At 39.2% G+C, this 12,903-nt stretch carries 12 protein-coding genes and 1 pseudogene; 10 read left to right on the forward strand and 3 right to left on the reverse strand.

Going from position 1 to position 12,903, the window contains the following annotated elements; all coding sequences use genetic code 11:
- The first annotated feature begins 338 nt into the window (after positions 1-338).
- The 10 genes from ABYK33_RS08685 to ABYK33_RS08730 all read left to right on the forward strand — a co-directional run bounded on the left by ABYK33_RS08685 (position 339) and on the right by ABYK33_RS08730 (position 10,139).
- The gene (locus tag ABYK33_RS08685) at positions 339-1,682 is read left to right on the forward strand and encodes an NFACT RNA binding domain-containing protein (RefSeq protein WP_373032744.1); all 1,344 of its coding nucleotides are present in this window, start codon (positions 339-341) and stop codon (positions 1,680-1,682) included.
- Positions 1,683-1,740: 58 nt separating this feature from the next.
- Positions 1,741-2,499 (forward strand): phosphatidate cytidylyltransferase, encoded by a 759-nt coding sequence (locus tag ABYK33_RS08690; protein ID WP_373032745.1) that lies wholly within the window; start codon positions 1,741-1,743, stop codon positions 2,497-2,499.
- A 12-nt stretch (positions 2,500-2,511) separates the two neighbouring features.
- Positions 2,512-3,582 carry a 1-deoxy-D-xylulose-5-phosphate reductoisomerase gene (dxr, locus tag ABYK33_RS08695; protein ID WP_373032757.1) on the forward strand — a complete coding sequence of 357 codons (1,071 nt, stop codon included), beginning with the start codon at positions 2,512-2,514 and terminating at the stop codon, positions 3,580-3,582.
- Entirely contained in the window at positions 3,566-4,123 is a 558-nt protein-coding gene (locus tag ABYK33_RS08700) for an RBBP9/YdeN family alpha/beta hydrolase (protein ID WP_373032746.1), read from the forward strand. The genes dxr and ABYK33_RS08700 overlap by 17 nt, the downstream gene beginning before the upstream one ends.
- A complete protein-coding gene (tsaD, locus tag ABYK33_RS08705; protein WP_373032748.1) occupies positions 4,120-5,133 on the forward strand; it encodes a tRNA (adenosine(37)-N6)-threonylcarbamoyltransferase complex transferase subunit TsaD in 1,014 nt (337 codons plus the stop codon). The genes ABYK33_RS08700 and tsaD overlap by 4 nt, the downstream gene beginning before the upstream one ends.
- 92 nt (positions 5,134-5,225) lie before the next feature.
- Positions 5,226-7,541 carry a DNA topoisomerase (ATP-hydrolyzing) subunit B gene (gene gyrB, locus ABYK33_RS08710; protein ID WP_373032749.1) on the forward strand — a complete coding sequence of 772 codons (2,316 nt, stop codon included), beginning with the start codon at positions 5,226-5,228 and terminating at the stop codon, positions 7,539-7,541.
- On the forward strand, positions 7,541-8,968 hold the full coding sequence (locus ABYK33_RS08715) for an EAL domain-containing protein (RefSeq protein WP_373032750.1): 1,428 nt from the start codon (positions 7,541-7,543) through the stop codon (positions 8,966-8,968). Before gyrB ends, ABYK33_RS08715 begins: the two co-directional genes overlap by 1 nt.
- 9 nt (positions 8,969-8,977) lie before the next feature.
- Positions 8,978-9,355 carry a preQ(1) synthase gene (gene queF / locus ABYK33_RS08720; RefSeq protein ID WP_373032751.1) on the forward strand — a complete coding sequence of 126 codons (378 nt, stop codon included), beginning with the start codon at positions 8,978-8,980 and terminating at the stop codon, positions 9,353-9,355.
- A gap of 153 nt (positions 9,356-9,508) precedes the next feature.
- Entirely contained in the window at positions 9,509-9,745 is a 237-nt protein-coding gene (locus tag ABYK33_RS08725; protein ID WP_373032752.1) for a helix-turn-helix domain-containing protein, read from the forward strand.
- A gap of 52 nt (positions 9,746-9,797) precedes the next feature.
- On the forward strand, positions 9,798-10,139 hold the full coding sequence (locus ABYK33_RS08730; protein ID WP_373032754.1) for a DUF2853 family protein: 342 nt from the start codon (positions 9,798-9,800) through the stop codon (positions 10,137-10,139).
- Positions 10,140-10,152: 13 nt separating this feature from the next.
- On the opposite strand, the gene ABYK33_RS08735 is transcribed toward ABYK33_RS08730, so the two are convergent.
- The 3 genes and pseudogenes from ABYK33_RS08735 to ABYK33_RS08745 form a co-directional block, all read right to left on the reverse strand.
- The gene (locus ABYK33_RS08735; protein ID WP_373032755.1) at positions 10,153-10,518 is read right to left on the reverse strand and encodes a hypothetical protein; all 366 of its coding nucleotides are present in this window, start codon (positions 10,516-10,518) and stop codon (positions 10,153-10,155) included.
- Positions 10,519-10,727: 209 nt separating this feature from the next.
- A complete protein-coding gene (gene fusA, locus ABYK33_RS08740) occupies positions 10,728-12,818 on the reverse strand; it encodes an elongation factor G (RefSeq protein ID WP_373032756.1) in 2,091 nt (696 codons plus the stop codon).
- A gap of 11 nt (positions 12,819-12,829) precedes the next feature.
- A pseudogene (locus ABYK33_RS08745) lies at positions 12,830-12,903 on the reverse strand (30S ribosomal protein S7); the annotation flags it as partial.

The raw sequence follows: 12,903 nt of genomic DNA on the forward strand, positions 1-12,903 counted from the left end.
ACTTCACGCCCTGCATGTTCTGAGAAGATCTTTTCTGTCATAGTTTGTTTCATTTTATTATCCTTCGGATAGGACGCTTTTGAACAAAGTCCAAAAAACTACGCTGCCGCTATTGCAACTTCAGCAGTTGGCTCATGTGACTGGTCACATTTTAACCCTGTCTACCTTTAGCGTCCTAAATTATTTAAGTATTACGCGAATTATAGCAAAATATATTTATGATGAGGAACGTTAAATAAACAACAACTGCTTGTTGTTTATAGTGACGGAACCATAGTGGTCGAAGTAAAGCGTAGCCACGAAGGCTTTACAATACTTATTTTGCTATAATTACAAACATGAAATTATACGAACTCAAAGCCATTGCCAAACGTCTGAACGACTTTACCTTTATCAGCAGAGCTAGACGTGTAGAGGACAATACTTTAGAATTGGTCTTTGACAAGTCTGACAGTTATTTTTTCAACATGACCAGAGGTCACAGTTTCATCTATAAAGCTTCTTCACAAAGACCTCTTCAGGGCTATAATGCACCGTTTGACACGCTGCTTCATACCCTTATGTCTGCTTCTAAACTCATTTCCGTAGATGTCCCAAATGGAGACCGTGTTTTGCGTTTTACCCTCGCACCCAAAAGTTCTTATAAAGACAAGATCGTCTACTTACAGCTTGAATTTACAGGGAAAAATACCAATGCTATACTCGTCGATGAGAACGAAGTGATCATCGAAGCACTCAGACACATCGATGCTGATAGCTCTTTTCGTGTCATACGTCCAGGGCTAGAACTACTCGCTATACCGCCTTTTGAACGTACAGAAGAGGAAAAAGAAATAGCAGACATAGATGCCTGCCTTGAAGAAAAACATACGCAAATACAAGCGAAAAAACTTTTAGAGTTAAAAAAACAAAAACTTTCTGTGACTGCTAAAAAGAGTCAAAAATTGAAGCAGATTTTAGAAAAATTGCCCAACGAAGAGAGTCTGGCACTACAGGCCAAAGAGTATAACAGTTACGGAAACCTCATCTTGGCAAACCTCTATCAGATAAAGCCCTATGACACCAAGCTAAATACCTATGATTTTGAGGGAAATGAGATCAGTCTCAAACTCCCTAAAAACATAAAGGTGAATCGCATGAGTGACTATTTCTTCAACCTTGCCAAACGGGCGAAAAATAAAGCCAAGAACATTCACATGGAAAAAGAGAACCTCCAAAGTAAAAAAGACTTCTATGACAACATTTACTATGCACTCGAACAGGCAACAGAGCCTTATGAACTTGAACTCCTTGTGCCAAAACGTGCAAAATCGCAACGTAAAAAAGAGAAGCTCAGAGAGGGTGAACTGTTCTGGATAGAAGATTACAAAGTCTTTGTCGGCAGGAACAGTAATGAAAACCAAAAACTACTCTCCATGGCAAAAGCCAACGATCTCTGGATGCACATACGTGATGTACCCTCCTCCCATGTGATCATCAGAACCGATAAACAAAACCTCCCAGAGTCAGTGATACAAGCTGCTGCAAAGCTCTGTGTAGATTTTTCTGTGAAAAATCCTGGAGACTATGAAGTAGATTACACCAAACGTAAATTTGTAAAACTGCAAGAAGGATCCAACGTCCTTTACAACAAATATGATACCATTTCTGTCACTAAAGAAGGTGCTGAAATCAGAGTCTAGTGCCCTCTAATCCAAAGCGTGCTATAATATTCTTCATTTAAAAAACCAGGAAAGTATCATGACAAAAATATTTACAGATTATCAGGAAAGATGGCTTACGGGTATTGGACTATTGGCACTTGTGGGATTCATCGGATGGGTAGATAACTTTTTTGTTATGTGGGCTTTCCTGGGAGTGATCTACATGTTTGCTTTTTATGAAGCCATGAAACTTTTCAAACTCACCGGACCTTCTATGTATGTATGGGCTGCACTCTTGTGGATAGTCGCATATTTTTACCCTAACCCGGATGACCTGTTCTTCTTTATGGCCGTGATATTTGCTTCTTCACTTGCCTATTTTCACAACTTTGACAAAAGACTGCTCCTTCCATTCCTTTACCCGGTCAGTGGGATACTCTTTTTTCTTATCCTCTACCAGGATTTTGGGATCGCGTCTATGTTCTGGCTTCTTGTCACAGTAGCACTCACAGACGTAGGTGCATTTTTCACAGGGAAAGCCATAGGCAAAACAAAGTTTTCAGACACTTCTCCCAACAAAACCCTTGAAGGTGTTTTTGGTGGTATCATTGTAGCAACAGTAGCAGGTAGTTTTGCCGGACTCTATGTCGTTGAGTTATGGATCTCGATCATCGTCACGCTTGTCACTGCTGTTGCTTCAATATTTGGGGACCTTTTTGAGTCTTATCTCAAACGTGAAGCAGGAGTAAAAGACTCTGGGGACTTACTCCCCGGTCATGGTGGTATCTTAGATAGAATTGATGGATACCTTTTTGGTGCAGTTATCATGGTCATTGCACTTAGATCTTTAATCTAATCAATGTCAAGCATCGTTTTACTCGGTTCAACCGGTTCCATAGGGGTCAATACCCTCATCGTTGCAAAGCGCTCTAATATTGCAATAGAAGCCCTCGTTGCAGGGAATAATATCAACCTGCTCAATGCACAGATCAAAGAGTATCAACCTAAAGTCGTTGCTATTGCTAACGAAAAAGACAGAGAAAAAGTCAATCATCCCCATGTACTCTGTGGGGCAGAAGGTATCTTGGAAGTTATAGAAATGTCTGAGAGTGCTACAGTTGTCAATGCACTGGTAGGATATGCTGGACTTGCACCTACACTCAAGGCCACAAGCCTTGGGAAAAGAGTCGCATTGGCAAACAAAGAGTCACTCGTAGTTGCCGGAGAGTTTATAGACATGTCACTCATCACCCCTATAGACTCTGAACACTTTGGCCTCTGGTACCTCATGAATGAGCGTCCTGTCTCCAAACTTTACATTACCGCAAGTGGCGGCGCCTTTAGAGACTGGGACCTTGAGAAAATGAAAGATGCTACTTTTTCAGATGCACTTAAACACCCTAACTGGTCCATGGGTAACAAGATCACTATAGATTCAGCCACCATGACCAATAAACTTTTTGAACTTTTAGAAGCCAAATGGCTCTTTGACACAAGCAACATCGATGCAGTGATAGAAAAGAAATCGATTATCCATGCACTTGCAGAATTTACAGACGGTTCTACCACTGCACACTTTGCAGGTGTCGATATGAAACTGCCTATTGCTTTTGCCCTGAGAGGTGAGGTAGAAGAAGAGATCTTGCCCCCAACAGACCTGCTGAGCATAGGGAGTTTAGAATTTCTGCCTATTGAAGCAGAGCGTTACCCTATATGGAACATCAAAGAACACATCCTTTCACATCCTCATTTGGGGGTAGTGGTCAATGCCGCAAATGAAGAGGCTATCAAAGCATTTCAGAAGGAAAAATGTTCCTTCTTTGGAATGAGTGAGATGGTTTTAGACGCCTACAAAAAGTTTGAAACCGTCAAAGCATCAAGCATCGATGAGATCATCCAATTAGATAAAGAGATAAGAACCTATGTCAATGCAAGATAAAGTACTCATACTACATGGTTGGGGAGGCAGTGATGCCCCTCACTGGCAAGCAGAATTGGCAGCAACCTTAGCCACAGGATATGGAACAGTATCGTTTCCTTTGCTGGACAACTGTCACTTTCCCACTAAGAACAGATGGGTAAAACAACTCAAAGAGATACTTGAAGACTTTAAACCGGATACCGTCGTTTGCCACTCTTTGGCAAATACACTGTGGTTTTGGCTCTGCCAGGAACAAGAGTTCATGCAAGAGATGCCTGAGATCAAAAGGCTTTTTATGGTCTCCCCTCCAAGTCTTACAACGGAAATAGATACCATCAAAACCTTTTTTCCTTGTAAAATGCCAGAAAAACTCTATGCCAAAGAAGTACAGATGATCGTCTCTGACAATGACCCTTACATCGATGTAGAAGAAGCAGAAATGATGTCAAAACACTATAATATTCCTTTAAGTGTTATCAAAGATGCCGGCCATATCAATGCCGACAGCGGCTATGGGAAATGGGGACTTATAGAAAAACTTGTATTGGACAGATCATGATCTTAAGTATCGAATCAAGCTGTGATGACAGCTCTATAGCCATCACTGAGATAGCCACAAAAAAAATCCTCTATCATAAAAAGATCTCACAGGAGAAAGAACATTCTTGTTATGGCGGTGTGGTTCCGGAGCTTGCATCAAGACTGCATGCTGTAGCACTTCCAGAGATCCTCAAAGAGACCAAACCCTACTTTGAAAAACTCAAAGCCATTGCTGTCACCAATCAGCCTGGACTGGGAGTCACTCTCCTTGAAGGTATCGCTATGGCAAAAACGCTAAGCATTTTACTTGATATACCTCTTATCCCCGTACATCACCTCAAAGGGCATATCTACTCACTTTTTATAGAAAAGGAGCCTATCCTACCCCTTCTTGTACTTCTCATCTCAGGAGGGCATACACAAGTCATCAGGGTTGAAGGTTTTGAGCATATGGAGATACTCGCTACCAGTATGGATGATTCGGTAGGAGAAAGCTTTGATAAATGTGCCAAAATGATGGGGTTAGGGTATCCTGGTGGACCGCTTATAGAAGCACTTGCACTAAAAGGAGACGAAAACCGTTTTGATTTACCTATACCTCTACGGAATTCTCCCCTTATAGCCTTTTCACTTTCAGGGCTTAAAAATGCTGTGAGACTTAAAATAGAAGCACTTGGTGGCAGTGAAGAGATGAGTGAACAAGACCGTGCAGATCTTTCTGCATCATTTCAAAAAGCAGTGAAGCTTCACCTTCTTCAAAAAAGCAAGAAGATCTTTGCGAAAGAAAAGATCAAAGACTTTGCCATTGTGGGTGGTGCCTCTGCAAATAAATACATCCGAAATGCCTATCAGGACCTTTGTGATGAATTTGGAAAAACACTCCATGTTGCACCCCTTGAATACTGTTCCGATAATGCTGCCATGATAGGACGATATGCGATCGAAGCCTATGAAAGAAAGCACTTTACTGATCCTAATAAAATAGACATTGTGAGTACAAAAAAGCAACAAAGTGGCATGCTACTGTAAATGGCACTTTAATCCCCTGTTTAGCCATCCTTTCCTAAGTTATTTTTAGCTAAAATATATATACTTATACCCCCACAAAATGGAGTCTCAACATGGCAGAATATGGTGCTAGTAATATTAAAGTCCTTAAAGGACTAGAAGCGGTAAGAAAAAGACCTGGTATGTACATCGGTGACACCTCTATAAAAGGTCTTCATCACCTTGTATACGAAGTCGTAGATAACTCGATCGATGAAGCAATGGCAGGATATTGTGACACCATTAAAGTCACACTGACTAAAGCGGGTTCCGCGATCATTGAAGATAACGGTCGTGGTATCCCGGTAACCGAGCACCCTACCGAAAAAATATCTGCCGCAACTGTCGTACTGACAGTACTGCATGCCGGTGGTAAATTTGACAAAGATACTTACAAAGTCTCTGGTGGACTTCATGGTGTGGGTGTCTCAGTTGTAAATGCACTCTCCAAAGATTTGTACCTTACCGTCTTCAAAGATGGCGAGATCCATGAACAAGCATTTAAAGAAGGTATCCCGCAAGCTGTACTTGAGGCAACAGGGACAACAAGAAAGCATGGTACCAAAGTAGAGTTCTGGCCTGATGAAAGTATCTTCGTAGAGGGTGTCACTTTCCAAAAAGAGATCTTGATGAAAAGGTTCAGAGAACTTTGTTACCTGAATCCAAAGATCACGATCGACTTTAAAGATGAACGTGACGGTACAAAAGAACTCTATCATTTTGAAGGAGGTATCAAACAGTTTGTAGAAGACATGAACACAAAAGCCCCTCTTTCAACAGCACAGTTCTTTCAAGGAAAAGCAGATGATATTGAGATCGATATCGCAATTATGTACTGTGACTCAGACTCAGAAAAATCACTCTCTTTTGTAAACAACATCAAAACTGCAGATGGCGGTACCCATGAGGCAGGATTTAGAGCAGGTCTTACCCGTTCTATGTCCAGCTACATTGCCAAAAATGCAAATGCTAAAGAAAAGGGTACCAAGATCACTGGAGATGACTGTAAAGAAGGTCTGATCGCCATCGTTTCTGTACGTGTACCTGAACCACAGTTTGAAGGACAGACCAAAGGGAAACTGGGTTCTGCTTATGTTCGTCCGTTGGTACAAAAATTTTTCTCTGAGCAGTTTAACAAATACCTCGAGGAACAACCGATAGAAGCGAAAGCGATCATGGCACAGATACTTCTTGCAGCCAGAGGTAGAGATGCGGCCAAAAGAGCAAAAGATCTGGTGAAACGTAAAGACTCCATGAGCATTGGTACACTTCCGGGGAAATTGGCTGACTGTCAGAGTAAAGACCCTGAAATATCTGAGATCTACCTGGTGGAAGGGGATTCTGCCGGTGGTTCTGCAAAGCAAGGACGTGACAGAGTATTCCAAGCGATCCTGCCACTCAAAGGTAAGATCCTTAACGTTGAGAAAGCACGTTTGGAAAAAATTCTTAAATCTGATGAGATCAAAAACATGATCACTGCACTGGGGTGTGGTATCGGGGATGAGTTTGATGAAGAAAAATTAAGATACCACAAAGTCATTATCATGACCGATGCCGATGTGGATGGATCTCACATTCAAACGCTGCTCATGACATTCTTCTTTAGATTCTTGAAACCGGTGATCGAGAAAGGGTATCTCTATCTTGCACAGCCACCACTTTATCGTTATAAAAAAGGTAAAAATGAAGTCTATCTTAAAGATGAAAAATCTCTTAATGACTATCTGATAGAAAATGGTATCTCAGTCATTGAAAGTACGACTATGGGACAAGCAGACCTTGTGGAGCTTTTCAAACTGGTAGCATACTACCGTATGACACTCAAAGAGATAGAAAAACGTTTTGCATTGCCGGAAGTACTTCGTTATATGATTGAAAATCCGGATGTGATCGGTACAGACAACAAAGCACTGGCAAAAACCATTGAAGCCTATATCGCAGAACTTGGGTATAACATCCTAAACAAAAGCATTACGGAAGATACGATCCATTTGTTTGTCCAAACAAATGATGGTCTTGAAGAACTCATCGTAGATGAAATACTCTTTACAAACCCGCACTATAATGAAGCAATACTCATACACCAAAAGATCTCTGAATACCATACAGATGAGTTTAAAGACCGGGATCTTCTTGAACTCTTCCAGGAAGTTGAGAGTTCTGCAAAAAAAGGTGCCTATATCCAACGTTATAAAGGTCTAGGTGAGATGAACCCTGAGCAACTTTGGGAAACAACTATGACGCCAGAAAACAGAAGACTCTTACAAGTCACCATTGGCGATGATGAAAATGCCAGTGATACTTTTGTACTCTTCATGGGTGACGAAGTAGAACCTAGAAGAAACTACATTGAAAGCCATGCTAAAGATGTAAAACACCTGGATGTTTAATGCTATACTCCCAAAAAGAAGAAAGAGGACGACGCTTTAGCCTGGCTCTACGAGCAGGCCTCCCCGTACTCATTCTTATTTTTCTTGTCTTTTATACCACGATTTACCACGAGGAGACCGTTACTATCGGTATACGAGATGGTGTACTTCTCGCTGCCGTTACCTTTATTGCCATCTATTTTATCTATTTTTTAATGAATCTGAGTGTTCAGGAGACTTTACTGGATGAAACAACCCAAGGATTTAATAAAAAAACATTTATCAAAATGCTGCAGCATGATCACCCAAAATCTCTCGTATGCCTAAACATAGAAAACCTTTCATCCTTAAGTGAAAACTACAGTGGTGACCAGATAGATAATCTTCTCTATACTATTACGCGAAAATTGAATCTTATCTTTAAACAAAATGGACTGGATAAAGTCCTGATAGGCCGACATCGTGGTTCTGAGTTTCTCATTGCACTCAATGAGAACCATGACAATGTACAGGCCATTTTAGAAAAGATGACCGAAGAGAACAACCGTATTAATGATATGGAAGTAGATTATAAATTTGCTATTATCACCAATCCTAATGATGATTTTGAAAAAGCCATAGTACAACTTCGAGATATCATTGCAAGTCAATCTGTAGGTAACAGCAAACAAAAAAATACGCATACGATCAAAGATGCAAAAGAACTCTCAGGCATAGAAAAAGATATCATACATACGATTCAACAGAAAAAATTACGCTTATCCTTTAGACCACTTCTGAATACACATACCGATACTATCGATACCTATGAAATTGCCGTCAAACTGAGATCAGAGACCCATCAAGATGTCCTGCCTCGTGTATTTTTACCTATTATAAACCGTCTGGGATTGGGTAGAGACTATGACCTGACACTGATCAAACATGTCATAGATCTCTTGCCTCTTGTGGATGACACGATTTCCTTTACCTTTAATCTTTCACCTTTTTCTCTGAGAGACAGTTCTTTTCAGGAAAAACTTTTTACTTATTTAAAGGAAAAAGAGATAGACCCGTCACGCTTGACCATCCAACTCTATGAACGTAAAACACACCATGATCTTAGTGGATATCTTAACACCCTCAAAAATTTTAGATCTCACGGTATGAAGATATGTATCGATAATTTTGGTTCATCCAATGCTTCTATGGAATATATGAAACATTTTAAGTTTGACATGGTTCAATTTGATAGAGATTATGTGACAAACTTAGAAGATGAAACAACTTATGCTATGCTGCATTCTTTAATCAATATGTCCAAAGAGTTACAGGTTCAAACTGTTGCGAAGTGGGTAGATAATGAAACACAAGAAAAGAGACTAAAAACACTTGGCATTGATTATATTCAGGGCTTTGGCGTGAGTAAAGCTATAGATGAAGAAGCATTGATCAACAGATACAACTAAAGGAAAAACATGAAATACGGTGAAAAAGAAATACAAGAATTTGACATCAACAGTGAAGAGAACTATTGGCCAAATGAGCATAAGAAAAATTATACGATCAACATAGAACTCCCTGAGTTTATGTGTATGTGCCCACGTTCTGGCTATCCTGATTTTGCTACACTTAAACTCTCTTATGAGCCAGAAGAAACAGTCATAGAGCTCAAAGCACTCAAACTCTATATCAATTCATTTATGACAAGACATATTTCACATGAAAACTCTGCCAATGAGATCTATGATGCACTTTACAGTAAATTAAAACCTAGATCGATGAAACTCATTGCTGATTTTAACCCTAGAGGAAATGTACATACTGTTATAGAGATCGACAGTAGCAAAAACTAAAATATCTATTTCCACCGAAGGCACCTGAACCCTTCGGGCAGAGTAGAACTTAACTCCAATACTTCTCTTCAAAATATTACAATTTGACATATATTTAAACTTTTCTCCAAAAATCTATTATGATACAAATATATGAATACGAAGGATAGATTGATGATAGATTTTCATGAAGTAATGCAAAGAGTCAAACAGATTCTCTCTACTCAAACCAAAAAAGACAAAATACTGGACAGGGATATAGCAGATTCTCTCGAACTTGACCCGCAATACTTTGCAGTTATCAAAAGACGTAAAAAAATACCCTATGAATCCTTAGCTCATTTTTGCAAACAGCATAATATTAGTCTGAACTGGATACTTTTAGCACAAAAACCTCAATATTTGACCTAAGTATTATTTATAGATATAATTAAATGTAAAAAAGTTTTATTAGGAGATAAGCATGAGTAAATTAGTTGAAAAGATTGAACACTATATGGCTGTTTCAAAAGAATTAGGCTTAGATCTTTCAGAAGACCTGATTAGTAAAGCAACTGAAGACTTGGTACCATCTATCTACAAACAGGATGCAGAAACGGTATCATGTTCTGACAGTGAAGAGCTTGACACAGTTAAAAAGAATTTTTTACAAAATAAGCTCGGGGTTAATGCCAATGATGCAACCTTAGATGCTGCTATCAAAGGTGTATGTGAAGCTATGGGTACCTCAAACCGACATAAGTACAGAGCACTCTTCTATGCCTTGCTTGCTAAAGAGTTTGGCAAAGAGTCTGTGTACGCCTAGAACTAAAAGAAGATTATATCTTGATAAACAAGATATATTTCTTCTCCTCATCATTTTTACCAAATCCAACTATCTCCATATTAGAGTATTGTACGTTTATATCCATTCTAAGCTCATACATCATAGCATCCATATCAAGTATCAGTAAAGGTGGAATAAGTTCCCCTACAGTGATCCTAGACTGACTGCCATCTATTTTAAATTTTAATTGTTTATTGGATGTATCAATATTAAATATATTTAGAGCTGCTTCACCTGCATACGTTAATTTTTCTGAATCTTCCGGGTTTTCTTTTAGAAGCATTGCAGTCAGTACAAAATCTTCCTGATTTCCTATTTCTTCCCGTACGTCTTCTATAAGATCAATAATATATTTCATATGAGGTATCCTTTAAATACTATTGTATGCTAATTTAAAAAATTAAAATAGAATAATACTCTTCAATCATATTAGTAATAGTTAAGTTCGTTGCTAATTTACTGTAGATTTAATTTAATGGGATTTTCGTAATGAGAGAGTTTACGGATAGTAAGTGACCGAACGGAGAAAACTCCATTCGGTCGAAGATATCGTGAAGAAATACTAAATTAGCTGTTTCTTTTTTCGATGATCTCTTTAGCTACATTTTGTGGAACCTCTTCATAGTGATCAAATTCCATAGCATACGTTGCACGACCTTGAGTCATTGAACGTAGGTCTGTTGAGTATCCGAACATTTCAGAAAGTGGTACAAACGCGTTAACGATTTTGTTACCAGCTCTGTCATCCATACCTGTTACTTGACCACGTCTTTTAGCAACGTCACCAATAACGTCACCCATATAGTCTTCAGGTACTTCAACTTCAACTTTCATCAATGGCTCAAGAATCACTGGATTAGCTTCTCTACAACCGTCTCTGAATCCCATTGAACCAGCAAGTTTAAACGCCATTTCAGATGAATCGACATCATGGTAAGAACCATCATATACTGTTACCTTAACATCTTCTACAGGATAACCCGCCTGGATTCCTCTAGCCATAGCTTCTTGAACACCTTTGTTTACCGGCTGGATAAATTCTTTTGGAATAACCCCACCTTTAACAGCATCAACAAACTCGTAACCAAAACCTGGTTCTTTCGGCTCAATGTGAAGGTAAACGTGACCAAATTGTCCACGACCACCAGATTGTTTTGCATATTTGTATTCTTTTTTAACTTCTTTTCTGATCGTTTCTCTGTATGAAACCTGTGGTGCACCCACTTCAGCTTCAACTTTAAACTCTCTCTTCATTCTGTCAACAAGAATTTCAAGGTGAAGCTCACCCATTCCTGAGATAATAGTCTGACCAGTTTCTTCATCAGTACTTACTCTAAATGATGGATCTTCTGCTGCTAATTTACTTAATGCAACACCCATTTTTTCCTGGTCAGCTTTTGTTTTAGGCTCAACCGCAACAGAGATAACTGGATCCGGGAAATCCATTCTCTCAAGTACTACTTTATCTTTCTCTGAACAAAGTGTATCACCAGTTGTTGTATTTTTAAGACCAACAACCGCACCGATCTCACCAGCGTAGATCTCAGCTACTTCTTCACGTTTAATAGCATGCATTTTCATGATACGACCGATACGCTCTTTTTTCTCTTTAGTTGAGTTAAGTACGTAAGAACCTGACTCCAAAGAACCACGGTATACACGGATAAATGTCAATTGACCAACAAATGGGTCAGTCATGATCTTAAATGCAAGTGAAGCAAACTCACCGTCATCTGTAGAATCAACAATCACTTCTTCATCAGGATCGTCCATCATAGTACCCTTAATAGCAGGTGCCTCAATTGGAGATGGAAGGTAAGCAACAACAGCGTCAAGTAAAGTCTGAACACCTTTGTTTTTAAATGCTGAACCAACAGTCATAGGAACAATATACATACCAATAGTAGCAGCTTTAATTCCAGCTATGATCTCGTCTTCTGAAAGTTCTTCACCTTCCATGTATTTTTCCATAAGTGCGTCGTTACCATCAGCTTCAGAAATCTTCTCAATTAATGATTCACGATACTTTTCTGATACTTCGATCATATCTTCAGGAATCTCTTCTACGTGGTAGTTAGAACCCATAGCAGCATCTTGATCCCAAACGATTGCTTTCATTTTAACAAGATCAACAACACCTTGGAAGTTTTCTTCAGCACCTATTGGTAATTGAATTGGAACCGGGTTACCCTTGAGTCTCTCTTTAATTTGTCTTTCAACTTCATAAAAATCAGAACCTGTTCTATCGTACTTGTTTACAAATACAATTGATGGTACTCCATAACGGTTTCTTTGTCTCCATACTGTCTCAGATTGTGGTTGAACCCCACCAACTGCACAGAATACAGATACAGCACCATCAAGTACTCTCATAGAACGTTCAACTTCAATGGTGAAGTCAACGTGCCCCGGAGTATCTATAATATTAATTTGTTTTTTATCCCACTCACAAGTAGTTGCAGCAGAAGTAATCGTAATACCTCTTTCCTGCTCTTGCTCCATCCAGTCCATTGTTGCAGCACCATCATGTACTTCACCAATTTTGTGTTCAACACCTGTATAGAAAAGAATTCTTTCAGTTGTTGTTGTTTTACCTGCATCAATGTGAGCAGCAATACCGATGTTTCTTACGTCGTTAAGTTTGTGCGTTCTTGCCATAACTTAGTTCCTTACCATCTATAGTGAGCAAACGCTTTGTTCGCTTCAGCCATTCTATACGTATCTTCTTTCTTCTTGAAAGCAG

Source organism: Sulfurovum sp. (assembly GCF_041562805.1).
Lineage (GTDB): Bacteria > Campylobacterota > Campylobacteria > Campylobacterales > Sulfurovaceae > Sulfurovum.